Source organism: Klebsiella sp. BIGb0407 (genome assembly GCF_024807845.1).
Lineage (GTDB): Bacteria > Pseudomonadota > Gammaproteobacteria > Enterobacterales > Enterobacteriaceae > JGM124.
Window position 1 is genome coordinate 20,929 of the sequence record NZ_JANUEQ010000008.1, and the last position, 25,365, is coordinate 46,293.

Annotated in this window: 20 protein-coding genes; 11 read left to right on the forward strand and 9 right to left on the reverse strand. The window is 50.6% G+C overall.

Features of this window, described 5'->3' with window-relative positions; genetic code table 11:
* The first annotated feature begins 93 nt into the window (after nt 1–93).
* From M2387_RS20105 to flhE, 8 genes are all read left to right on the forward strand, one after another.
* Nucleotides 94–1,644: a methyl-accepting chemotaxis protein gene (locus tag M2387_RS20105; protein WP_259052037.1), complete on the forward strand. Its 1,551-nt coding sequence runs from the start codon at nt 94–96 to the stop codon at nt 1,642–1,644.
* 65 nt (nt 1,645–1,709) lie between these two features.
* Nucleotides 1,710–2,576 carry a protein-glutamate O-methyltransferase CheR gene (cheR, locus tag M2387_RS20110; RefSeq protein ID WP_259052039.1) on the forward strand — a complete coding sequence of 289 codons (867 nt, stop codon included), beginning with the start codon at nt 1,710–1,712 and terminating at the stop codon, nt 2,574–2,576.
* A complete protein-coding gene (locus M2387_RS20115) occupies nt 2,573–3,622 on the forward strand; it encodes a protein-glutamate methylesterase/protein-glutamine glutaminase (RefSeq protein WP_259052042.1) in 1,050 nt (349 codons plus the stop codon). The genes cheR and M2387_RS20115 overlap by 4 nt, the downstream gene beginning before the upstream one ends.
* Before the next feature lie 19 nt (nt 3,623–3,641).
* Nucleotides 3,642–4,031, forward strand: a complete 390-nt coding sequence (gene cheY, locus M2387_RS20120; protein WP_259052044.1) for a chemotaxis response regulator CheY — start codon at nt 3,642–3,644, stop codon at nt 4,029–4,031.
* Nucleotides 4,032–4,041: 10 nt separating this feature from the next.
* Entirely contained in the window at nt 4,042–4,692 is a 651-nt protein-coding gene (gene cheZ / locus M2387_RS20125) for a protein phosphatase CheZ (protein WP_259052047.1), read from the forward strand.
* Between the two features lie 141 nt (nt 4,693–4,833).
* Nucleotides 4,834–5,985, forward strand: a complete 1,152-nt coding sequence (flhB, locus tag M2387_RS20130; protein ID WP_259052049.1) for a flagellar biosynthesis protein FlhB — start codon at nt 4,834–4,836, stop codon at nt 5,983–5,985.
* The gene (flhA, locus tag M2387_RS20135; RefSeq protein WP_259052050.1) at nt 5,978–8,056 is read left to right on the forward strand and encodes a flagellar biosynthesis protein FlhA; all 2,079 of its coding nucleotides are present in this window, start codon (nt 5,978–5,980) and stop codon (nt 8,054–8,056) included. Before flhB ends, flhA begins: the two co-directional genes overlap by 8 nt.
* Nucleotides 8,056–8,451 carry a flagellar protein FlhE gene (gene flhE, locus M2387_RS20140; protein WP_259052052.1) on the forward strand — a complete coding sequence of 132 codons (396 nt, stop codon included), beginning with the start codon at nt 8,056–8,058 and terminating at the stop codon, nt 8,449–8,451. Before flhA ends, flhE begins: the two co-directional genes overlap by 1 nt.
* A gap of 67 nt (nt 8,452–8,518) precedes the next feature.
* On the opposite strand, the gene argS is transcribed toward flhE, so the two are convergent.
* Nucleotides 8,519–10,252, reverse strand: coding sequence for an arginine--tRNA ligase (argS, locus tag M2387_RS20145; protein ID WP_259052054.1), 1,734 nt, complete (start codon nt 10,250–10,252; stop codon nt 8,519–8,521).
* Between the two features lie 242 nt (nt 10,253–10,494).
* Between argS and M2387_RS20150 the strand changes: the two genes are divergently transcribed.
* From M2387_RS20150 to M2387_RS20160, 3 genes are all read left to right on the forward strand, one after another.
* Nucleotides 10,495–11,058, forward strand: a complete 564-nt coding sequence (locus tag M2387_RS20150; protein ID WP_259052056.1) for a VOC family protein — start codon at nt 10,495–10,497, stop codon at nt 11,056–11,058.
* A gap of 30 nt (nt 11,059–11,088) precedes the next feature.
* Entirely contained in the window at nt 11,089–11,850 is a 762-nt protein-coding gene (cutC, locus tag M2387_RS20155) for a copper homeostasis protein CutC (RefSeq protein WP_259052057.1), read from the forward strand.
* Between the two features lie 93 nt (nt 11,851–11,943).
* A complete protein-coding gene (locus M2387_RS20160) occupies nt 11,944–12,690 on the forward strand; it encodes a hypothetical protein (RefSeq protein WP_259052058.1) in 747 nt (248 codons plus the stop codon).
* Here M2387_RS20160 and M2387_RS20165 read toward each other — a convergent pair.
* From M2387_RS20165 to M2387_RS20200, 8 genes are all read right to left on the reverse strand, one after another.
* Nucleotides 12,653–14,347: an ABC transporter ATP-binding protein/permease gene (locus M2387_RS20165; RefSeq protein ID WP_259052059.1), complete on the reverse strand. Its 1,695-nt coding sequence runs from the start codon at nt 14,345–14,347 to the stop codon at nt 12,653–12,655. The genes M2387_RS20160 and M2387_RS20165 overlap by 38 nt on opposite strands.
* A gap of 100 nt (nt 14,348–14,447) precedes the next feature.
* Nucleotides 14,448–16,910, reverse strand: coding sequence for a TonB-dependent siderophore receptor (locus M2387_RS20170; RefSeq protein ID WP_259052061.1), 2,463 nt, complete (start codon nt 16,908–16,910; stop codon nt 14,448–14,450).
* Nucleotides 16,911–17,011: 101 nt separating this feature from the next.
* Nucleotides 17,012–18,019: a FecR domain-containing protein gene (locus tag M2387_RS20175; RefSeq protein ID WP_259052064.1), complete on the reverse strand. Its 1,008-nt coding sequence runs from the start codon at nt 18,017–18,019 to the stop codon at nt 17,012–17,014.
* On the reverse strand, nt 17,994–18,536 hold the full coding sequence (locus tag M2387_RS20180; RefSeq protein ID WP_259052067.1) for a sigma-70 family RNA polymerase sigma factor: 543 nt from the start codon (nt 18,534–18,536) through the stop codon (nt 17,994–17,996). The genes M2387_RS20175 and M2387_RS20180 overlap by 26 nt, the downstream gene beginning before the upstream one ends.
* Nucleotides 18,537–18,729: 193 nt before the next feature.
* Entirely contained in the window at nt 18,730–21,027 is a 2,298-nt protein-coding gene (hypF, locus tag M2387_RS20185) for a carbamoyltransferase HypF (RefSeq protein WP_259052069.1), read from the reverse strand.
* 64 nt (nt 21,028–21,091) lie between these two features.
* Entirely contained in the window at nt 21,092–23,263 is a 2,172-nt protein-coding gene (gene fdhF, locus M2387_RS20190; protein ID WP_259052070.1) for a formate dehydrogenase subunit alpha, read from the reverse strand.
* Between the two features lie 23 nt (nt 23,264–23,286).
* On the reverse strand, nt 23,287–23,832 hold the full coding sequence (gene hydN / locus M2387_RS20195; RefSeq protein ID WP_259052071.1) for an electron transport protein HydN: 546 nt from the start codon (nt 23,830–23,832) through the stop codon (nt 23,287–23,289).
* A gap of 270 nt (nt 23,833–24,102) precedes the next feature.
* The gene (locus tag M2387_RS20200; RefSeq protein ID WP_259052072.1) at nt 24,103–25,272 is read right to left on the reverse strand and encodes a multidrug effflux MFS transporter; all 1,170 of its coding nucleotides are present in this window, start codon (nt 25,270–25,272) and stop codon (nt 24,103–24,105) included.
* Between the last annotated feature and the right edge of the window lie 93 nt (nt 25,273–25,365).

Consider the following 25,365-nt stretch of genomic DNA (forward strand, 5'->3'; position numbering starts at 1 on the left):
CTCAAGCTGCGCTCTGCTGATGGTGATGCAAAGATGACGCCAAAATCAGAGCGATTAAGTCGTACTTATCAATATTAGCTAAGGAAGGGATTGATGTTTAACCGTATCAAAATTTCGACCACGCTTTTTATTATTTTAGTGATTTGCGGAGTATTGCAAATCGGCAGCAATGGTTTGTCTTTCTGGGCTTTTCATAACGACTATCAGAATTTAAGTATGGTGGAGTCCAGTAACCAGCAGCGTGATCTGTTAACACAAAGTCGGGCGGCACTGCTCGAAGCCGGTGGCGCATTAAGCCGCGCCGGAACACTGGCTGCCTTGGTTTATCCGGCCGATGAAATTAAGCAGCAAATTACCCTGGCGAAGCAAGGGTTGGATCATGCTGATGATGTGTTTACCCAGTTCAGTGAGACCCCCGGCGGTAGTGAACATGATACCGACATGATGGCCTCTGCTCAGCAAAGTTTTACCCGTTTTGAAAGTGCTTTGCGCCAGCAAATCTCCTGGCTGGAAGGTAATCAGATATCTGAGTTTTTAAATACGCCAGTAGGTGAAGCGCAGGACAATTTTGAATCCTATTTCAATGCCTGGCAGCAGACGATTAATCAGCGAATTACCGAGGCTCGTCAGGGCAGTGAAAGTAATTATCTGTTATCGGCGATTATTTTTGGCAGCGTGACCTTAAGCGCGGTGTTACTGACCCTGGGATCCCTGTGGTGGTCACGCAGAATGATAGTCCAGCCGCTGGCGATTGTACGTAGCCATTTCGACAGCATTGCTGAAGGTGACTTATCGAAACAGATAGCAGTATTTGGCCGGAATGAAATTTCTTTAATTTTTGACAGCCTGAAAAAGATGCAAAGCGCACTCAAAGAGACGATTAGCCAGGTACGTGACAGTAGCCAGGCGATGCATCTGGGGGTTTCTGAAATAACATTAGGAAACAATGACCTGTCATCCAGAACCGAGCAGCAAGCAGCATCGCTGGCGCAAACCGCGGCCAGTATGGAGCAACTAACTGCCACTGTCGGACAGAATGCTGATAATGCCCGACAGGCCGCTCAACTTTCGCGTGCCGCAGCCGATAAAGCAAAGCAGGGAGGTTCTCAGGCGGAGTCTGTTGCTCAGACTATGCAGGGAATAGCGGGAAGCTCACGAAAAATTTCCGATATTACTAATGTCATCGACAGTATTGCTTTTCAGACCAATATTCTGGCGCTGAATGCAGCTGTGGAGGCAGCACGAGCAGGTGAGCAGGGACGCGGTTTTGCGGTGGTTGCGGGTGAGGTGCGTAATCTCGCCAGTCGCAGCGCGCAAGCAGCAAAAGAGATAAAAGTATTAATAGAAGAGTCAGTCGAACAAGTACAGCAGGGATCGGACCGTGTCGATGCATCCGTCGCCATGATGTCTGAAATTGTGCATTCAGTGACCCAGGTAAACGACATCATGGGCGAAATTGCCTCCGCGTCGGATGAACAAAGTCACGGTATAGCTCAGGTTGCCCAGGCTGTGAGTCAGATGGATCTTGTCACTCAGCAGAACGCCGCATTAGTGGAAGAATCCGCCAGTGCGACGGAATCGCTGGCAAGTCAGACGGAACATTTGAACCAAGTGGTCAAAGTCTTCCGTTTGAGTGATATCTGACGCGGCATTGGGTAGAAAAATTAGTTATTTCAGATTGATACCTGAAGAGTAATTGAGAAGGCGCTATGACATTACAGAGTCCGATTGGGCAATCGTCATTACTACAACAAATGACACAGCGTCTGCCGCTTTCCGACGTTCATTTCCGTCGGATATGCCAGTTAATTTACCAGCGTGCAGGTATCGTACTGGCTGACCATAAACGGGATATGGTCTACAACCGCTTGGTTCGCCGTTTGCGACAGCTCGGTCTGGAGGATTTTGGTGACTATCTCGGTATGCTGGAGGCAAACGCCAGTGATGCCGAGTGGCAGGCATTTATTAATGCCCTGACCACAAACCTGACGGCTTTTTTCCGCGAAGGGCACCATTTTCCTATTCTTGCCGAGCATGCTCGTCAAAAAAAGGGCGAGTATAAGGTCTGGAGCGCGGCGTCATCGACCGGAGAGGAGCCGTATTCTATTGCGATTACGCTTGCTGATGTTCTGGGAGAAGGTACTGGTCGCTGGAAAGTTTTTGCCAGTGACATTGATACGCAAGTGCTGGAAAAAGCCCAGAGTGGCGTTTTCCGTCAGCAGGAGCTTAAGACGCTCTCGCCCCAGCAACTTCAGCGTTATTTCATGCGAGGTACCGGACCCCATGAAGGCTATGTCCGGGTTCGTCAGGAGCTGGCTAAGCAAGTTGAGTTTGCCGTTATCAACTTGCTTGACACAAGGCTGCAAACCCCCGGGCCGTTCGATGCCATATTCTGTCGTAACGTAATGATTTATTTTGATAAAAAAACACAACAAGATATTTTGAGCCGCTTCGTCCCACTGTTAAAACCAGGGGGATTACTGTTTGCCGGGCATTCGGAGAATTTCAGTCATCTTAGCCGTGACTTCTGGCTTCGTGGTCAGACCGTTTATGGGTTGAGTAAGGAAAGGACATGACAAAAATACGTGTGTTATCAATAGATGACTCCGCTTTAATGCGGCGGATTATGACGGAAATTATTAATAGTCACAGTGATATGGAAATGGTTGCTACAGCTCCGGATCCATTAGTTGCACGTGACTTAATTAAGAAATTCAATCCAGATGTTTTGACGCTGGATGTCGAAATGCCGCGTATGGACGGTATTGATTTTCTTGAGAAACTTATGCGGTTACGGCCGATGCCAGTCGTAATGGTGTCATCCCTGACGGGAAAAGGTTCCGAGGTGACACTCCGTGCGCTGGAATTAGGCGCCATTGATTTTGTGACTAAACCTCAGCTAGGGATCCGTGAGGGCATGCTGGCTTATAGCGAAACTATCGCTGAAAAAGTCCGTACCGCATCACGCGCCAAACTGGGAACCGCAGTAAGTCGTAGCGCGCCAGTACTTCTGAAAAACGGCCCCTTACTCAGCTCCGAAAAGCTGATTGCCATTGGTGCTTCGACCGGGGGAACGGAGGCGATTCGTCATGTATTGCAGCCACTCCCTCTTTCAAGCCCGGCAGTATTAATCACTCAGCATATGCCCGCGGGGTTTACCCGCTCATTTGCCGAGCGGTTGAATAAGCTGTGTCAGATTGAAGTGAAAGAAGCCGAAGACGGTGAGCGCGTATTGCCGGGACATGCCTATATTGCACCGGGTAATCAACATATGGCGCTGACGCGTAGCGGTGCAAACTATCAAATCACCATTACTGATGCCCCTCCGGTAAATCGTCATCGTCCTTCGGTCGATGTCTTATTTCACTCGGTAGCAAAATGCGCCGGTCGAAATGCCGTGGGCGTCATTCTTACCGGAATGGGTAATGATGGCGCAGCAGGAATGCTCGCCATGCACCAGGCGGGTGCCTGGACTATTGCTCAGAATGAAGCCAGTTGTGTGGTGTTCGGCATGCCGCGCGAGGCCATCAATGCTGGTGGCGTTAGCGAAGTGGTCGAGTTAAGCCAGATAAGCCAGCAAATGCTGGCGAAAATGAGTGCCGGACAGGCAATACGTATTTAATTGAAGGAGCCCGATTTTAATGGCTGATAAAGAACTCAAGTTTCTGGTGGTAGACGATTTCTCAACGATGCGACGCATCGTACGTAACTTATTAAAAGAGCTCGGTTTTAATAATGTTGAAGAGGCAGAGGATGGCGTTGAGGCATTCAACAAACTCCAGGGCGGTGGCTTCGGTTTCGTTATCACTGACTGGAACATGCCTAATATGGATGGTCTGGAGTTACTGAAAGCCATTCGTGCCGATGGTGCTCTGGCGGCGATGCCGACGTTGATGGTTACGGCAGAAGCTAAAAAAGAGAACATCATTGCAGCAGCGCAGGCGGGAGCAAGTGGGTACGTCGTTAAGCCTTTTACTGCCGCAACACTGGAAGAGAAGCTGAACAAAATATTCGAAAAGCTTGGCATGTAAGGAGGAGCAAATGCACTCACCAGCCAACCCGGCAATAGATTTACACCCGCAATCAGCGGCAGATATCGTTGCTCGCATCGGTAGCTTAACGCGGATGTTGCGTGACAGTCTGCGTGAACTGGGCCTGGATCAAGCGATTGCTGAAGCAGCAGAAGCGATACCGGACGCACGAGACCGACTGGATTATGTGGTACAGATGACCGCTCAGGCTGCTGAACGAGCATTAAACTGTGTCGAACTTTCTCAGCCTCATCAAACGCAACTTGAACGTGGAGCGAAATCGCTCAGTGGTCGTTGGGATGAGTGGTTTGCAAACCCAATAGCGCTTGATGATGCACGTGAACTGGTGACGGATACGCGCAGCTATCTGTCCGAGGTTCCCGATCATACCAGTTTTACTAATGCACAGTTGCTTGAAATCATGATGGCTCAAGATTTCCAGGACCTTACTGGTCAGGTTATCAAACGCATGATGGATGTTATTCAAGAAATTGAGCGTCAGTTACTGATGGTATTACTGGAAAACATGCCTGAGTCAGATAACAGGACAAAACGTGCAAATGAGGGGCTATTAAATGGCCCGCAACTGAATGCCAGTGCGACAGGTGTAGTAGCCAGTCAGGATCAAGTTGATGATTTACTCGATAGCTTAGGTTTCTAAGCGCTAATACACCTTGCAGATATTTACCTGCAAGGTGTGTCTTAACGCCAAAATAGCCGCATAAAAACCGCTGTAATTCTTCCATTATTTGTTCATAGCTCTGGCATGCTTTGGCTGACTTACGGCCACGGGATTTTCAGAGTGTCTGAAGATAGCGATCAGGAAAAAACAGAAGCCCCCACATCCCACCGACTTGAAAAAGCACGGGAAGATGGACAGATCCCGCGATCCCGCGAACTCACCTCATTACTTATGATGCTGGTTGGACTGAGCGTGCTCTGGGCCGGAGGTGCGTCACTCGGCCGTACCCTGGGGTCGATGCTCTCAGATGGTCTGCATTTTGATCATAAAATTATTAATGATCCCAGTCTGACTATTCACCAAATTAGCCATTTAGTTAAGCTCGCTGTGATGGCTCTCCTGCCGCTTATTGCCGGGCTAGTCATTATGGCGATTGCTGCCCCGATGCTACTGGGCGGCATTATGTTCAGCGGTAAATCGATTAAGTTTGATCTTGGCAAAATGAACCCGATTAAAGGGTTTGCACGCATGTTCTCGATGCAAACGCTGGCTGAGTTATTTAAGGCATTGCTGAAGGTCATACTGCTGGGCGTCGTGGTGGGTTGGTTCCTCTGGCATAACTGGCCGTCGATGTTACGTCTAATCCATGAGCCACCCGTTGCTGCATTGGGTAATGCCCTGAATATCGTCGCATTATGTGCCTTGCTGGTGATACTCGGGCTTATCCCGATGGTGGGCTTTGATGTCTTTTTCCAAATTTTCAGCCATATCAAAAAATTGAAAATGACCCACCAGGATATTCGTGATGAACACAAACAGAATGAGGGTGACCCTCATGTTAAAGGGCGTATTCGTCAGCAACAGCGAGCGATGGCCCGTCGTCGCATGATGGCGGATGTGCCCAGAGCGGATGTGATTGTCACTAACCCGACCCATTATGCGGTCGCTTTGCAATATGACGAAAATAAAATGAGTGCGCCAAAAGTACTGGCAAAAGGGGCGGGGCAGGTGGCATTGCGGATACGTGAAATTGCCGAACAAAACCGTATTCCGATGCTGGAAGCTCCTCCGCTGGCTCGTGCTTTATATCGACACGCCGAAATCGGTCAGCAGATACCCGGTCAGCTGTATGCGGCTGTCGCCGAAGTACTGGCCTGGGTCTGGCAGCTGAGACGCTGGCGTATGGCCGGGGGACTGATCCCGCAAAAACCTGCAAATTTACCCGTGCCAGCGGCACTAGACTTTACCAATAACAAGGACTCTGATGAGTAATTTGATAACAATGCTGCGTTTACCTCGCGGTATGAAATCGGGTCAGTGGCAGATCCTTGCCGGACCAATCCTGATATTACTTATCTTGTCGATGATGGTGCTGCCATTACCGGCCTTTGTTCTGGATCTGTTATTCACCTTCAATATTGCCTTATCTATTATGGTGTTATTGGTGGCCATGTTTACCCAGCGGACCCTCGAGTTTGCTGCTTTTCCGACTATTTTACTGTTTACGACCTTATTACGTCTGGCACTTAACGTTGCCTCAACACGTATCATTTTACTCGATGGTCATACTGGTGCCGCGGCCGCCGGTAAAGTGGTTGAAGCCTTCGGCCACTTCCTGGTAGGCGGTAACTTTGCTATTGGTATCGTGGTGTTTATTATCCTCGTCCTGATTAACTTTATGGTTATCACTAAGGGTGCCGGACGTATTGCCGAAGTAGGTGCCCGTTTCGTGCTGGACGGTATGCCAGGTAAACAAATGGCGATTGATGCCGATTTGAATGCCGGCATTATTGGTGAGGAAGAAGCAAAAAAACGCCGCTCAGAAGTGACCCAGGAAGCCGACTTCTACGGCTCAATGGATGGTGCCAGTAAGTTTGTCCGTGGTGATGCCGTTGCGGGTTTAATCATCATGGTTATCAACATTGTAGGTGGTTTGCTGGTCGGGGTAATTCAGCATGATATGCCGATTGGCGCTGCGGCGGAAAGCTATACCTTGCTGACCATCGGTGATGGTCTGGTCGCACAAATCCCGGCGCTGGTTATCTCAACCGCCGCGGGTGTGATTGTGACCCGGGTTGCCACCGATCAGGATGTTGGCGAGCAGATGGTCACCCAGCTGTTCAGCCATCCGCGGGTTATGGTGTTATCCGCAGGCGTGCTCGGTTTACTCGGTTTAGTGCCGGGCATGCCGAACTTAGTCTTTCTGCTATTTACCGCCGCGCTTTTAGGGCTGGCATGGTGGCTGCGTGGCCGCGAAGGGCAGGTCATAGCCGCCCCACAACCGGTAAAAATGCCGGATAATACGCAAGTAGTGGAAGCTAGCTGGAATGATGTTCAGCTGGAAGACCCACTAGGTATGGAAGTGGGCTATCGTTTAATTCCGATGGTGGATACTCAGCAAGATGGTGAACTGCTCGGACGGATTCGGAGTATCCGTAAGAAATTTGCTCAGGAAATGGGCTTTCTGCCACCGGTAGTCCATATCCGCGATAATATGGATTTAACCCCGGCACGCTACCGTATTCTGATGAAGGGGGTCGAAATTGGTAGTGGTGAGGCATATCCCGGACGCTGGCTGGCGATTAACCCGGGAACGGCCGCGGGAACCTTACCCGGAGAAACCACTATCGATCCGGCTTTTGGTCTGGCTGCCATCTGGATTGAAAGTGCGCTTAAAGAACAGGCACAAATTCAAGGTTTTACAGTAGTTGAAGCCAGTACCGTGGTGGCGACACACCTTAACCATCTGATTGGCCAGCATGCGGCTGAATTATTTGGTCGTCAGGAAGCCCAGCAACTGCTGGACAGAGTGGCCCAGGAAATGCCCAAACTGGTGGAAGATTTAGTTCCTGCGGTGGTGACCCTGACTATTCTGCATAAGGTGTTGCAAAATCTCCTTGAGGAGAATATCCCGATTCGGGATATGCGCACCATTATGGAAACCCTGGCAGAACATGCCCCTATTCAAAATGATCCCCATGAACTGACGGCCGTAGTACGTGTTGCGCTGGGGCGCGCTATCACCCAACAATGGTTCCCTGGTACGGCTGAAGTACAGGTTATCGGCCTCGATCCGGCCCTGGAACGTATTCTGTTACAAGCCCTGCAGGGTGGGGGCGGGCTTGAGCCGGGTCTGGCAGATCGCCTGCTTGCCCAGACGCAGGATGCCTTACAACGTCAGGAAATGATGGGGGCGCCGCCAGTATTACTGGTAAATCATGCTCTGCGCCCGCTGTTATCGCGTTTTCTGCGCCGCTCGCTGCCGCAGCTGGTGGTACTTTCCAGCCTGGAACTGTCGGATAACCGCAATATTCGTATGACGGCAACGATTGGGGGCAAATAGTGCGAGTCTTACTGCTGCTCTTGTTATTGCCCTTGCAGGCCAGCGCCTCGGGTAGCGGGGCATGGCAGGCGAGTGGCATGGGCGCCACGCTCAGTCAGCGTGGGATAGTGGTGAATTCCCCGGCACTTCGCCCTCCGGCTGAGGTGAATGGAAACATGACCTTAATTGCCTGGCGCTACCAGCTGATGAGTCCGGAACCCGCCGGACTAAGAGTTAAGCTTTGTTCGCCAAGTCGCTGTGTTGCGCTGGACGGCCCGAGCGGTACTACCAGAGGATTAGCGGGCATTTCTGCCGGTCAGCCGCTGATTTTTGTCTGGGAAGTGCATGGCCGAGGGAGTTTTTATCCGCCATTACGTGTCAGCAGTAACCAGGTTATCGTCAACTACACGCCCTGAGGCAGAAATCAGGCATAAAAAAACGGCATGTCACTCATCAGTGACATGCCGTTGTTATTTTGACTGATTACATCCGTTCTACGGTTTCAATACCTAAAGTATCCAGACCCAGTTTCAGCGTTTTAGCGGTTAACAAGGCCAGTTTTAAACGGCTGTTACGCAATTCATCATTACCCGCGCTCAGGATAGGGCAATGTTCGTAGAAGCCAGAGAACAGGCCTGCTAAATCATAGAGGTAGCTACACATGACATGCGGGGTACCATCACGGGCAACCACGCTAAGCGTCTCTTCAAATTGCAGCAGGCGGACTGCCAGCTGAGTTTCACGCTCTTCTGTCAGTGTCACCGGACATTTCAGCAGCTCGGCTTCAGTAATTTCTGCTTTACGGAAGACGGACAGTACTCGGGTATAGGCATATTGCATATACGGCGCAGTGTTACCTTCAAACGCCAGCATATTGTCCCAGTCGAAGATATAGTCGGTGGTACGACTCTTAGACAGGTCAGCGTATTTTACTGCGCCGATACCAACAACATTGGCCAGTTTTTCCAGCTCATCGGCAGGCATATCCGGGTTTTTCTCAGCAACCAGACGGCGCGCACGATCCAGCGCTTCGTCCAGTAACTCAGAAAGTTTAATGGTGCCGCCAGTACGGGTTTTAAAGGGTTTACCGTCTTTACCCAGCATCATACCGAACATGTGGTGTTCAAGTGACATGCTGTCAGGAATATACCCGGCTTTACGCACGATAGCCCAGGCTTGCATCAGATGCTGGTGCTGACGAGAGTCGATATAGTAGAGCGCACGATCAGCATGCAGGGTTTCATAGCGATACTTGGCGCAGGCGATATCGGTGGTGGTGTAGAGATAGCCGCCATCTTTTTTCTGGATAATCACGCCCATAGGTTCGCCGTCTTTATTCTTGAACTCATCAAGATAGACAACGGTAGCGCCTTCGCTTTCAACCGCCAGGCCTTTAGCTTTCAGGTCAGCAACAATACCAGCAAGCATTGGGTTATACAGGCTTTCACCCATCACATTATCCCGGGTCAGCGTGACATTCAGACGCTGATAGGTTAACTGATTCTGAGTCATGGTGATGTCGACCAGTTTACGCCACATATCACGGCAGTACTCATCGCCACTCTGTAACTTCACGACATAGCCGCGGGCACGTTCGGCAAAAACCTCGTCTTCGTCGTAATATTTTTTCGCGTCACGATAGAAGGCTTCGAGGTCAGCCAGCACCATATCACCGGCATTTTCGGTCTGCTGTTTTTCAAGCCAGGCAATCAGCATACCAAACTGCGTGCCCCAGTCGCCGACGTGGTTCGCACGGATAACGTTATGGCCGAGGAACTCCAGAGTGCGCACTGACGCATCACCAATAATGGTGGAGCGAATATTGCCGACGTGCATCTCTTTGGCAACGTTTGGCGCAGAGTAGTCGACAACAATGGTCTGCGGTTTGACCGGGCTGACCCCGACACGAGGTGAAGCCACGGCGGTTTCAATATGCTGAGCCAGGAATGCGGGCTCAAGGAAGATATTGATAAAACCCGGACCTGCAATTTCAACTTTGTGGGCGATACCGGTCAAATCGAGGCTGGCAATCACCTTCTCAGCGAATTGTCGCGGTGGCATGCCCAGCGTTTTGGCAACTGACATCACGCCATTGGCTTGATAGTCGCCGAACTGAACTTTTGCTGACTGACGAACCTGCGGTTCACAATCCGCGGCTGCACCTGCAGCAATCATTGCCAGGCTAACTTTTTCTGAGAGAAGAGACTGAATATTCACCGGGATACCTTAACAGAGTCCGAACCACCTGATGCGGGCGGTCGTTGATAAATGAGCAAAGAAATAGAGAGTAAGTATAGCGTTATTTATCGCGCCGAGTCAGCAAAAGCCTTATTTCCGCGCCAGTAATTTGTTCCTGTGTATAAGGAATAGTCACTCAATGGCAGAAATTCTCCGCTGGAGTTGGTTACCCTGAGGTGACAAGGTAGATTAGCGTTTTTTATATTTCTGGAGAGTTGCGGATGGCACAATGGCAAAGTATTGATGAATTACAGGACCTGGTGACTGATTTGGATCGGTTTTGCCTGCAGATAACCGGGCTGGCGAGCCGCATCGGGCTGGATATTGTGCCGCTAAATGCCGATCATATTTCATTGCGCTGTCACCAGAATACTACTGCAGAACGCTGGCGTAGGGGGTTAGAAAAGTGCGGCGTCTTATTCAGCGAAAGTCAGATCAACGGTCGTCCTGTCTGCTTATTCAAACTGGAACAGCCGGTTTGTGTAGCAGGCTGGGCGTTTACGCTGATAGAGCTGCCCTGGCCTGGTGAAAAACGTTACCCCCACGAAGGCTGGGAGCATGTAGAAATCGTTCTTCCCGGCCCTGCGGAAAGTTTAAATACCCGAGCTTTAGCATTACTGAGCGATGAAGGATTAATGGAAACGGGGATTGCTGTGAAAACCAGCGCGCCGCAAGCAGAAGGGGAAAGACTCCCTAACACCACTTTTGCGATTACAGATGGCAAAGTTACGCTGAAGTTTCATCCCTGGAGTCTTGAAGAGATTGTGTTAAGCGAAAAACAGTAATTTTATCGTCCCGATTTTAAGGAGCAAGCAATGGCGTTGTTAGAAATATGCTGTTATGGCTTAGATTGTGCACTGACGGCACAACGGGCAGGGGCAGACAGAATCGAACTCTGTTCGGCACCTAAAGAAGGAGGGCTGACTCCCTCGGCAGGCGTATTACTTCTGGTAAAACAACAGGTATCGATACCCGTTCACCCGATTATTCGTCCTCGCGGTGGCGATTTCTGTTACACCCAGAGTGAATTTGACTGCATGCTGGCCGATATTGCCCTGGTGCGTGAGCTAGGATTCCCGGGGCTGGTGACTGGCATCTTAAATGAAGAAGGTGAGGTCGATATTCCGCGGATGAAGCAAGTGATGGAAGCCAGTGAGGGTATGTCTGTGACTTTTCATCGTGCATTCGATATGTGTCGCTCACCGCAGCAAGCCTTTGACACGCTAAGAGAACTTGGCGTAGCGCGGATACTGACCTCAGGCCAGCAACCGAGCGCTGAGAAAGGAATTTCATTGCTTCGGGAACTAAAACAACGATCGGCTACTCCAATCATTATGGCGGGGGCTGGAGTACGACTGGCCAATATCCCACTCTTTCTGCAGCATGGAATCGAAGAGCTGCACAGTTCAGCGGGGCATTTAGTCGCATCAACGATGCGTTACCGCAATACTGGCGTCTCCATGAGTGCTGATGCAGCCGCCGACGAATTCTCGCGCTATTGCGTTGACGGCGATAGCGTAGTTGCAATGAAGGCTGCGATGAACGCAGCACTGAATCACCAGGCCACTTCAGCCTGAGAAAACGTGTTTACCGCACATCATGTCGCCCAATATGATGTTGTTTGTACCAGGCCCCGGAGTCTTTTCGGGGCTTTTTTTATGGAGTAAACAATGAATGGAATAAAGGCGATAACTGCGGCGGTTTCGCTGTCAGTGTGTCAGGCGGTTTTCGCCGGGAATAGCTGGTATGTGGTCAGTAACTATACTGGCACGATAGGCAAATATCCGGTACATGTCTCTCTTCAGACTTACACTTTTGGCCCTCATACTGGCGTTGAGGGAAGCTATTACTACGATAAACGCCGCGCGCCGATTGTGCTCTATGGTCGTGAAACAGCAACCGGTCTTACCCTGTGTGAGACCACCAGCAAGACGGATTTCGATAAATATCTGCTGGTGGGTGAAAATTACGATCTGGAGACCTGTCCTTTCAGACTCACCTACAATGATGAAGGCTTAACGGGTGTCTGGCAGAATGATAAAACCCGTCTGCCCGTCAGTTTATCCGGTACCGACATGTTGGATGAAACTCAGATCGTTGCCGGTGAAGCGAGCATGGACATCCCTTTCTGGGGACAAACTGCGGATCACGGTTTTATTGGCGTATATGAAAACAGCAATGACGGTCTCGTTATTCATCAGGTTAAGGTTATTGATAAAAAACGCGGCGCGGTGATACAGACAATTAATCCGCAAACGGAAAATTGTGACTTTGGTTTTTATATGACAGCTATTTATCAAAATATTGAAACTGTTAATGACGCGACGGTTTCTTTTCATTGCTACAGCATGCGGGATGATATCAGCGTTGAATATGCTTTTAATAAACAACAGGGCCGGTATTATCCCATTCAGTAGCATCCAACTGAATGGCTTGATGGCGGGCAAATAATTCCATAACAGAGACCTGGTGGCTGACAGCCAGAATAATACTTTCCGGCAATTCGCTTTGAATAAGCCTTATTAACCGTAACGCACTGTTATCATCGAGATGACTTGTCGACTCATCCAGACAAATAAGCGCCGGTTTACTCAATAATATTCTGGCAAACGAAACACGCTGTTGCTCCCCGCCAGAGAGAATATGACTCCATAATTTTCGCTCATTAAGCTGAGTGCTCAGGTGAGTTAGCCCGACCTGTTTCATGCAGATTATAACCTGCTCTTCGGTGACATAAGTGAGTCCCGGGTAAGTCAGCACATGCCAAAGCGTGTCATAAGGCAAATAAGGCTTTTGTGGAATAAAAAGACTCTTTCCTGGCGGTAAATTCCAGCTTCCACTACAAAACGGCCACAGCCCCGACAGAGTTCTTAAAAAGGTTGTTTTACCGCTCCCGCTGGCACCCGTAATCGCTATTGAATCGCCGCTTTGCAGGCTGAGACTGACGGGATCGAAGAGGGGGTAGCCATTCCCATGATAAGCGACCAGGTTGCGGCAAACCAATTGTTGAGAATAACGTGGCTCCTTGGTCCTGGCCGGTAAGTTCCTTAAATGTTGCTCAAATTCCCAGAGCCTTTCCACCGTTGCGGACCAGGCGACTATCTGGCGATAGGAATCAATAAACCAGCCAAAAGCATCCAGCACATAGCCAAATGCGGAACGCGCCTGCATCACCCCGCCGAACGAGATTTTTTTGGCGATATAAAGCGGCAGTACGGCAAAAATAGGGATCATCAGACTCAGACGAAAATACGTGGTGGTGAAACTTTCCAGCTTAAACTCGCGTAGCATCAGTTGTTGCCAGTTTCTGACGATAGCCCGGAAACGTTGCTGGGCTCGACGTAGTTCAGCGCGTTCACCGCGGTAGAAAGCAATTTGCTCGGTATTCTCACGGATACGTAACAGACCGGCGCGGTAATCCGCCTCGGTTTTTTGTTTCTCTATATTGAGTTTATGCAGAGGACGCCCGATTTTGTGTGCGAGCAAACTGCTGAGCGTTGCATATATCAGCGCGATCCAGACCAGATAACCATGCACAATGAAGCTATAACCGGAAACAGTGACACGTATCTGGTCCGATAGCTGCCAGAGAATAAAAATAAACGAAAACAGTCGGGTGGTATTTTTGAGTAGCGATAAAAAGAGCTCCAGACTCTGCTCAATCAGCAGCTGAATATCCTCGGCAATACGCTGGTCGGGGTTATCCGGACCTGAGCCGAGACTCAGACGATAATGATTATGTCTTCTTAGCCAGGTGGACTGAAATCTCAGCGTCATTTTCTGCCGCCAGCGAATAATCAGTAACTTTTTCAGCCAGTTTGCGCTGATAATACACAACACAAAGAGTACCGTTAAGCCAGCATATGAGAGCACTAGTCCGGTAACAGCGGTGTGCTGAAAGTAGTCGGTCATGGCATCATAGAACTCACGGCTCCAGTTATTGTACTGAACGCTTATCCAGACCACAGCTAACGTGAGCCCGACCAGAGTCAGGAGTAAAAGCCACATAAAGCCTGAGCGGGGATGCAGCCAGTAGGGAGTAATAAGCGAGTAAAATCGTTTTAAACTTTGCATAGAGCACGTCGTATAAAGAGAGTGGTAAAGGTCGCGCTTAGAGAGATAGCCGCCCATTACGAATGCGAATGGCTATCTTTCAGATTCAGAGGGCGTTAGCTTAATAAGCCAATTTCACGTTAAACATGACGTTACGCGGATCGCCGTAGAAGTTATTCCCCCCCCGGTGACGGTTAGCCACGCCGATGTAATACTCTTTATCCGTCAGGTTATTACCATTTAAGCTGAGGCTGATTTGTTTACTGTACTGGTAACCGATATTGGCATTAAACAGGGTATATCCACCCTGAGACACACTGTAGTTAGTGGTAGTGTCTGTCTGGGCTGTCAGGCCCGCACCGAATGACCATTTATTCCACTCTCCGGGTAAACGATAGCTGTTGTATAAGCGGAAAAGGTGCTGGGGTGTGTGTTTACTGTAGTTAGTCCCTTTTTGCGTGGTGGAAGCTTCAAGGTATTTACTGTTATTGAGGGTATACCCGGCGTAAACTTGCCAGCCTTCTGCCAGCTGGCCGGAAATTTCAGCCTCCAGCCCCTGGCTCTGTACTCTGCCATCGGCAATATAGCACTCGTCGCAGTCGATGCCGCTCAGCGCATTATTTTCCTGAATAATACGGAACAGGGCGACGGAAGCATTCAGAGCTCCGTCGAAGAATTCCCCTTTTATACCGGTTTCGTAGTTACTTCCCGTCACCGGTGGCAGGAAGTTACCATTGGCATCTTTCGAACTTTGCGGTTTATAAATTTCTGCGTAGCTCAGATACCAGGTGTAATCTTCTGCAAAATCCCACAGCAAGCCGCCATAAGGCATGGCTTTACCTTTCACCTTGTAATTGCTATGCCCGGTGATATTTCCGGTCGTGAGATTGGTAAAATAAGAGTCGTAGGTGAAATTACTGTAGCGACTGCCGAGGATCGCTGTCCAGTCATCTGCCAGTTTCAGCCGGGTCGTGGCATAGACCCCACGCTGATAGATATCGTACTGATAGCGGCGGGTGTAATCCCAGGTGGGTTCGTTCAGACTTTCAGGGTCCCAACTATTGATATTCACTACGCTGGTATTACTGACAGATCCAAATAAGTTACTGAAGTTTTCCTTCTGATAATCAGCGCCGAGTACCAGCTCATGGTCGCGATTCAGTAATTCAAACGGACCGCTTAAATTCATATTTAAACCAAACTGTGTACTACGATTGTGCCGCTGTAACACGTTATTGAGTTTAGCGTTACCTGAATCATCCACGCCTTGAGTACCGTTACCAAAAATACCAATAAACTTACCCTGGGCACTGGCAGAGATATAATTTACCGAGCTTTTCGCCACCCAGTCATTATCGAAGCTGTGTTCTAACTCCGCAAAAGCATTGGTTTTTTCAAAGGTAATATTATTCCAGCTTGCCCCCAGGAAGGTCGAACGCGGCAAATTAAGACTCGAGTAGTCAGTGGACATCGGGACACCGTAAAGATCGGGCACGGTGTTGGTTTTTTGCCATGAGATACCGGTGGTGACAGTGGTCTGCGGTGTGAAATCGTAGGCGAGGGTACCGAACAGTACTTGACGATCGCTGTTCACATAATCGGTAAAGCTGTTTTTCGTTTGCAGAACACCGACGAAACGGCCGCGAAGTGAAGCATCGTCATTCAATGGTCCGGAAACATCCGCTTCGCTCCGGTAGTTATCCCAGCTACCGATTCCTGCGCTGATAGATGAGCGAAAATCGTAAGTAGGACGTTTACGCACCATGTTCACGGTACCGCCAGGTTCGCCGCTCCCTTGCGTCAGGCCTGATGCCCCCCGGAGTATTTCCACATGGTCATAAATGGCCAGGTCGGGTGATTCGGCCGAGGCCTCAGAAGATCCCATACCGGCAACGCTATTCTGAAACGATGAGCTGATGCCATCTTCCTGAATATTATCCATAGTGAAACCGCGTGACTGATAGCGAGTCTGGTAGGAGCTCTCCTTGATGACATTGACGCCAGTCACCTGACGCATCGCATCGTCAAGGGTCGTCATATTCTGGTCATCCATACGCTGACGTGTGACGACGCTAACCGACTGTGGCGTTTCGCGTGGCGAGAGGTTCAGCCGCGTCGCGGCAGCCATATTTCGGGTAGTGTATGAGTCGGTGTCCTCCGTCATAGAGCCATGGTTAACCTTGGCTGTCACCACCATTTCGTCCCCTTCGGGGATCTTTTTTAGCGAGTAACTGCCATCAGACTGCTGTTCGGCCATTAAGCCATGGCCGCTCAGCAGGCGAGAAAAACCATCAGCAATCAGATAGCTCCCTTTAAGCGCCGGGCCTGATTTTCCGGCGGTAAGTCGGGCATCGCTTGCCAGAAAAATACCTGACTGTGCAGCAAACTGATTAAGCTGAGCGGCAAGAGAGGCGGCCGGGATCGCGAAAGTGTGTGTGCTTTCGGTTACCTGGGCGGCATAAACGGGAGACATCAGAGAAGCCGTTAAGCTGAAAGCAGGTACGCACAAAATGATGCGCATAAATGCAGCCACGGGCGTGCGGTGAAAACGGTATGGCTGGCTATTTTGTAGTGACGGTGACATAGATACCCTGTTAATTCCCAAAAGTAGAAGTGCTACAGGGGATTAATCGGATGAGAGAACCAAAAGGGGAACCCGGCTGATCAATTTTTTTTAAAAAGCGGTTATTTATCGAGTGGGGCAACGGTCAGCCACCATGAAAAACGGCGATTAAGCTGGACGGGTAGCACGTGGGTCAGCATCTCCAGCGCCATATCGGTATTATTCAATGGGAAAGTACCCGTGACGGTAAGCTTCGCAATTGCCGGGTCACATCCCAGATAACCGCGACGATAGGTTGCTAATCGTTCGATAAACTCACTGAGCGGCAGATTGTCTGCCTGCAATAACCCCTGTGGCCAGGTCGGTTCTCTCATGACGGCGGTTACGGGTCCAATTTCATTCTGCCGGAAGGTGACTTTTTGCCCCGCTTTTACGATAAGCCGCTCGGAGCTGTCTGTCGGTGAGACTTCCACCGCCCCCTGATAAACCTGCAGCACCGTACTCTTGTCTCGTTCTTGAGCACTGAAGCGGGTACCAAGGGCTCGCATTGTTCCCTGTGCGGTTGATAGCGTCAGTGGCCGCAATGGATCGGTCGCTGTATTAATCATCACTCGACCATGCAGTAGCTGAAGTGCACGCTGGGTTGAGGAATAATCGGTATTCAGTGCGCTGTCAGTATCGAGCCAGATATGTGACCCATCACTCAGAGTGAACTGCGTGACAGACCCGAGCGGGCTATAATAATCTGCGCGCCAGGCCAGCACCTGCTCACGCAGTGGGGTATGTCGCCAGCTTGTCCAGCCGAGCAGGGATCCTAGAGAGATCCATGCAGCCATTTTCAGCATCTGACGGCGTCCTGCATTATGCGATGTCTGATTCAACGCCGTTAGCGCCGCAGTTTGTTGCCCGGGGTTTTCCCGCAGCGGGGTAAAACGCTGGCTAATATTCAGCACATACCGCCATGCCTGCTGGTGCTCCTGACTTTGGTTAAGCCAGGATTGTAATGCCGCGGGATAATGCTCAGGAGAAGCGATATCCTCGACCTCAGCATACCAGTTTGCCGCCTGTTGCAAGGCTGCGAAACCCGGCTTATGGGGTACAGCTTCAGGCTGAGGCGGGTGTGAAAGCATCAGTATACTCAACTTCCAGCATCAGGCAGTGCAGCATAGCCTGTGCCATATATTTTTTCACCATCCGCTCAGATACGGCCAGTTCGCTGGCAATTTCTGCATAGGTCAGCCCGCGGATTTGTGACATGACAAAAGCTGCACGAACCTTCTCTGGCAAAGCCCGTAGCATTGCATCGACCTGATATAAGGTTTCGAGCACAATAGCGCAATGTTCAGCCGAAACGGCGACGGGGAGTGGCTGCAGGGCCAAGGCCTCAAGCCATACGCGCTCCAGTTCTTTTCTGCGCCATAAATCAATACACATCCCCTGAGCCATGGTACCCAGATAGGCTCGCGCGCCGGCCAGACTGTCAAAATGACGGGGTTTCAGCAGTAATCGAAGAAACACGTCCTGGGCCAGATCGGCTGCATCACTGGTATTTCCGAGACGTCGTCTGAGTAATTTCTGTAGCCAGCTATGATGTTCTGAGAAAATCAGCTCAATATTTTCAGCCGAACCTAAACCAGGAGATGACATATCGTTCTAGCCGTTACTGTGGTGTAAATGATGAAACGTTGATACATCAAAATTTACATGAGAATGATTTTCATTACAATATCAATTAATCGTTAACATGTGACTTGTAAGCGAGAAAATGACAGGGCGCTTAACAATATTACGTATATATGCGGGGTTTCTTATCAAGCCGGATGAACGGTTTTTTGATGTTTTAGATAGCGCGATGTTGCAAGCTTGCACAGGCAATAACCGCTTGCCCCAGCGCCAGCCCGCCGTCGCCGGCAGGGATAGCCTGCGGCATCAGCACCTGAAGCGGCGCTAAGTAGTGATATAACCGTTGGCGCAGCAGGCGGTTATGTAGTACCCCGCCACTAAGGGCGATGGTCCGGATTCCAGTTCTTTCTGCATGATATAAAGCCAGAGCGGCAAAGCCCTTAGCCAGAGCGTCGTGAAAAGCATATGCCCGTGCGGCGGGTTCGGCTTTCCAGTCAAGCCATTGCTGCCAGAATGTCGCTAAATCAAGAACAGTACCAGAGTTTGTCTGTAGCTGCGGTATCGTGATCGGATGTAAAGTCCCCGGAGCCTGTTGTGCCAGCGCTTCCAGGCGACAGGCGGCTTCACCTTCCCAGCTAAGCCGGACAGGGGCACAACCGAGTATCATCGCGACGGCATCAAATAAACGTCCACAGGATGAGGCGAGCGGTGAGTTAATGCCTGCCTGGATAGCTTTCGACAGGGGGAACCAGGGTGTGTTTTGCAGTACCTGTGCCTCAGGGCGGGTCTGCCAGTCCGGGACAAATGCCAGCCACTGTGCCAGGGTATTTCGCCATGGCTCTCGTGCAGCCAGGTCACCACCGGGCAGCGCCACTGCCGGTAATCCACCCAGATGTTCGCAGTGCAGGTAATTGGCCCGTAAACACTCGCCGCCCCAGAGCGCTCCCTGGTTATCTTCCCCAATACCATAACCCAGGCCATCCAGCGCCAGCCCAATGACTTCTCTATTATCGAGCGGCCACTGGTGTTCCGCCAGGCAGGCGGCGATATGGGCATGATGGTGAAGTACATCAGAAACCGGGACCCGGTAATTTTCCGCCTGCGCGTGACTGACATACGCCGGGTGGATATCACGGGCTATCGCCCGCGGTTTACAGTCATAAAGATGCTGAAAATGCGCAATCGCCTGTTGCTGCTGGTCAGCAATATCGCTGTGGGTCAGTGAACCGAAATGGGCGCTGAGGGTAGCGGTGTTGCCGCGTACCAGACAGAAGGTATTTTTAAGATCGCCTCCCAACGCCAGTAACGGTGGCTGTGTCTTGAATCCGGGAGGGAGTGGAAGGGCATCCGGTACGTAACCCCGCGCCCGGCGCAGAATCTCCGTCCCCTGAGGGGTAAGGCGTACTAGTGAATCATCCGCACGCTGGACGATATCGCGGTTATGCAGCAGCCAGACATCAGCGATACCTTCCAGCTGCGACAGAGCCTGTTCATTGGTCAGCACTGGCGCACAGCCGCTGGCATTGCCGGAGGTCATTACCAGCGGGATCTGAACCGCCTGCATTAATAAATGATGGAGCGGAGTAAAGGGCAGCATCAGGCCGACTTCATCAAGGTCAGGCGCTATGGCGGCGCACAGTGGCGACCGGGCATTTTTGGCTGTCAGTACAATGGGTGCCGCCGGGGAACGGAGTAAATCGCGTAGCGCTTTGTCTTCGCTTGCCGCGCTGCATTGCGCCAGCCAGTCGATATCCGGCAACATCACGGCCAGGGGTTTTGACGGTCGCTGTTTACGTTCCCGCAATCGCATAACCGCATCTTGCCGCGTGGCATCACAGGTAAGATGAAAACCCCCAAGTCCTTTGACCGCGACGATTTTCCCCGCGCGTAACGCGTTGACCGCATATTCCAGCGCCGCTTCTCCCCGGGCAAGTTCATCGCCATTGTGCAACGTTGCCGTGACTTGTGGCCCACAGTGCGGACAGGCAACGGGCTGGGCATGAAAGCGTCGGTCGGCAGGATTTTGGTATTCATGCAGACAGTCGGGGCATAAGGTGAATTCTGCCATGCTGGTAAAAGGCCTGTCGTAAGGCATGGCGCGGATCAGCGTAAAACGCGGTCCGCAATGTGTACAGTTGGTAAACGCGTAGCCGAAACGACGATCTCCCTTGCAGTTAATATCTTTCAGGCATTCGGGGCAGGTCGCGGCATCGGGCACCACCTGGGTATCCATCTGGCAGTGACGACTTTCAATAATGGTAAAATTTTCGGGGGATGTCTGCCAGTCGAAGGGAGTGACGCTGATACTGTCGATACGTGCCAGAGGTGGGCAATTCTGTTTAAGCTGTTCAATAAAGGCATCAAGATTAAAGGGATTGAGGAGCCTGATTTCGACACCCGCACTGTCATTACTGACATCACCACAAAGTTGTAGCTGGTCGGCTAGTTGCCAGACAAAAGGTCGGAAACCGACGCCTTGTACCTTGCCGTAGACACGGATAAGCAGACCAGACATAAAACCTCTTTAGACTTAAACCAGAGGGATAACGCCCCCGGGGGGAGGCGTTAGAGACAGCAAACTACATTGAGCTGACTGGTGTGACATCTTCAACAGCACTACGCAGACGGGCTTTCATATCACTGTAAGTCTGATGGGCGTAGTTTTCGGCCCAGCGCTGATCGGCGATAGGTTCGACTTTCACCGCACAGTACTTGGTTTCCGGTGTTTTGGATATCGGGTCAAGGTTATCCTGGGTCAGTTCATTACAGGCCCCGATCCACCACTGGTAAGTCATATAGACTGCACCCGTATTGATACGCTCATTGTAGTTAACGCGTGAAATCACTTTACCGCGACGAGAGGCCACCCAGACCAGCTGTTGGTCACGGATACCCAGCGCTTCGGCATCTGTCGGGTTCATCTGCACAAAGCCCGGTTCGTCAGCCAGGGTTTGCAGAGCCGCGCAGTTACCGGTCATCGAACGGCATGAATAGTGACCCACTTCGCGCACGGTACAGAGGACCAGCGGATAATCGCCGTCCGGTACTTCTGCCGGTGCACGCCATGGGGCCGCAAATAACTGACCTTTACCGGTTGGGGTATCGAAGTGGTTATCCGCGTACAGATAAGGTGTTCCCGGACTTTCAAGTGTAGTACAAGGCCACTGAACATGCCCTAAAGTGCCCATTTTTTCGTAGGTTGCACCAAAGAACAGTGGGCACAGGCTACGCATTTCGTCCCAGATTTCCTGATTATCCTGGTAATGCATTGGATAACCCATTTCGGTAGCCAGCAGGCTGATAATGTCCCAGTCACGTTTGACATTATATTTTGGTTCAATCGCTTTTTCGAAACGCTGGAAGCCGCGGTCTGCACAAGAGAAGACGCCGCCGTGCTCGCCCCAGGAGGTTGCAGGCAAAATAACGTCGGCTTGTTCGGCGGTTTTGGTCATGAAAATATCCTGAACCACCACAAATTCCAGCGCTTCAAATCCTTTACGCACTAAGCCTAAATCGGCTTCAGTCTGCAACGGATCTTCGCCCATGATGTAGTAGGCTTTCACCTTGCCTTCGATGGCGAGGTGTGGGATTTCAGTGATACGGTGACCAATTTGCGTATCCATCTGATTTACGTCAATGCCCCAGGCCGTTGCGAATTTGGCGCGAACTTTGGCGTCAGTCACTGACTGGTATCCCGGGAATTCATTCGGCAGCACGCCCATGTCGCAGGCACCCTGGACGTTATTCTGACCACGCACCGGGCCAACGCCGACATTGGCCCGACCCAGGTTACCGGTCAGTAATGCCAGACTCGCCAAGCCTTTAACTACGTCAACTGCCTGACCAAATTGTGTGACTCCCATGCCCCACATTATAGTGGCAGAAGGTGCTGCGGCATAAGTCCGCATTGCCTGGCGGATTTCCTGGGCAGAAACGCCGGTTTGCTCGGCGACCGCTTCCGGTGAGTAATCGGCGACATTTTTACGGTAGGCTTCAAAGCCTTCGGTGTATTTCGCCACATAATCGTGGTCATACAAGTCTTCTTCGATAAGCACATGGGCGAAGGCATTCACCAGCGCCATATTACAGCCATTTTTGATTTGTAGATGCTGATTCGCAATACGTGCCGTTTCGATACGACGCGGGTCGCAGACAATAACCTGGGCGCCTTTTTCTTTGGCTTTAATCACCCGGCGGGCAACGATGGGGTGGGAGTCGGCGCAGTTATAGCCAAACACCAGCAGGCATTTTGAGTTTTCGATATCGCCAATCGAGTTACTCATCGCCCCGTTACCCAGCGTGGCCTGTAAACCGGCAACAGAAGGACCATGGCAGACGCGGGCACAGCAGTCGACGTTGTTAGTGCCGATGACCGCACGGGCAAATTTTTGCATCACAAAGTTGGTTTCATTCCCGGTACCGCGGGAAGAACCGGTGGTCATGATAGCGCGCGGACCGTGTTTTTGTTTTATCTCGCTCAGGCGTTTGGCAGTATAACTGATTGCTTCTTCCCAGCTAACCGCTTCAAATTTTCCGCCTCTTTCACGGCGAATCAACGGCTGCGTCAGACGCGGGGTAAGCAGTTTAGTATCATTCAGAAAATCCCAGCCATAATAGCCTTTCAGGCATAATTCGTTCTGATTGGTCACGCCGTTCGCAGCTTCCGCACGGATGATTTTTCCGTTATCCACGACCAGATTTAATTTACATCCGGCACCGCAATACGGACAGACAGTGGTGACTTTTTTCATTTAATTATTTCCTCAATCCGGGGTTAAAACAGCAGTGGGGATGTGCTGTCGAGCGCAGCGCGGCGGCGTTTTTCTGCGTTCATATCCTGTAACTGGTTACGGTCGATGACGTAAATTGCCTTGGTCGGGCAAATGTCAATACAGGCCGGGCCTTCATCGCGGGAGCTGCACAGGTCGCATTTATGCGCCTCAGCTTTATCTGAAATGGCCACCATAGCGGCGCCATTCTGGCGGAAAATAGGGGTAGTGATGACTTCCATTGCGCCGTATGGGCAGGCGACAACGCAGGTTTTACAGCCAATACAGTGTTCCTGCATTACCTGCACATGGTCTCCGGTGCGAAGAATGGCACCGTTCGGGCAGACGTTAGCGCAAGGCGCATCTTCACACTGGCGACAGGTCACCGGAGTACTGATATTGACGCCTTTAATCACATGCAGACGCGGTGCAAATGTGGCGGCGCTAAACAGCGAGAGATCCTGAGATTCACTGTGAGCCAGCACGCAGGCAATTTCACAGGTACGGCAGCCGATACATTTTTTTGGGTCGGCGATAATAAACCGGTTCATCTAAACCTCCTGAGTCCGGGTTTTTTATTAAACCGGGTTACACCGGCTTGGCGACATTGCTCTACCCTTCATAATTCAAGCTGCCTGGACAGCGCGAATGATGAAGGGTTTGCATGGGTAATACACAAAACGTGCCAGTTTTTTAATTTAAAAATTATTCATTTGATTCAGTGCGTTATATATTTGTTTTCCGGCGGTGACGAATTTATTTGCTGATGACATTCGGCTGTCGTCATGACGTCGACAGTTGTGTCGACAGCCGTTATCAGGCTACTCGCGGTTTGAAAGGGGGAGGGTGATTAACGCAAAACACATCAGTGACAGGATAAATAAAGCCAGTAAAAGCCCCGAGGCAGTCGCCGTATGTCCGCCTGCGAAAAACCATAACACCAGCGCGGCATCCGCCATTTTTAGCGTGCCTTGCAACGCGCTCCCGGTTCCGGCTAACCCCGGATGACCATGCAGGCTGATACCCAGCAGCAAAGGGGAAGAGAGGCCACAACCGAGACCGACGGCCGCGCTATACGTTACGATAAATCCCACCGACAACAGGGATGTAGACTGAGTAGCCAGAAAGGCGGACAAAGTGACGATGACCAGCAGCGGCAACGAAACCCTGAGGAGTTTTTCCGGTGTTACCCAGGTTAATCCTCTTTTGGTCAGCCAGGAGCCAGTAACAATGCCAGCGGAATAGGCGATAAATACATAGCCATTTTGTTGCGGGGAGAGATTAAATTGCCTCTGAAACACAAAAGGGCTTGCGGTAAAATAACCAATGGTAATGGCAAATAATATTGCAGAGACAAGGCTATAAATAACAAATTTGCGACTGGACAATAAAACGATAAAACCGGAAAAAGCTCCCTGAGACACTCTTCTTTTGGGTACCGTTTCCCTTAAGGTTATTTTGACAAACAAGAATCCCAGACACATAAACAGAGCCAGGGCCAGGAAGTTATATTTCCAGGGTAAATGGGCCGTGATATAACCGCCAATAATTGGTGCCAGTGCCGGGGATATCTGGGATGCCATAGAAAATACGGTAAGTGATTTTGATAGCTCAGCCTTATCTTTAAAGGTATCACTCAGAATCGCCCGACTAATCACCGGACAGCCACCTGCTCCCAGGCCAGTGAATAAACGGAAGGCTAATAATGCGTGGTAACTTTCAGCGGTTGACGTTAAATAATTACCTAATGCTGCAAGAAACAGTGACAGTAATATGACCGGGACTCGACCATACTTATCTGACATCGGCCCGTAAATTAACTGCGATACGGAAAAACCGCCCAGATACCAGACCACCATTCTTTGCGCCTGAGCATCAGTGATATTCAATGCTATTTTAATGGATGGTAGGGCGGGGTTATACAGGTCAATCGATAGTAAACCGAGGATAAGAATGACGCAGGCGTTAATCATTATCCGTCTGGAATTCATACCTCAACTCTCTCAGTAATATTCTGCGTAAGATATGAAGTACGGGTTATCGCATTTTATTGCTATCAAAAAAGGAGTCTGACGGCTGTCAGA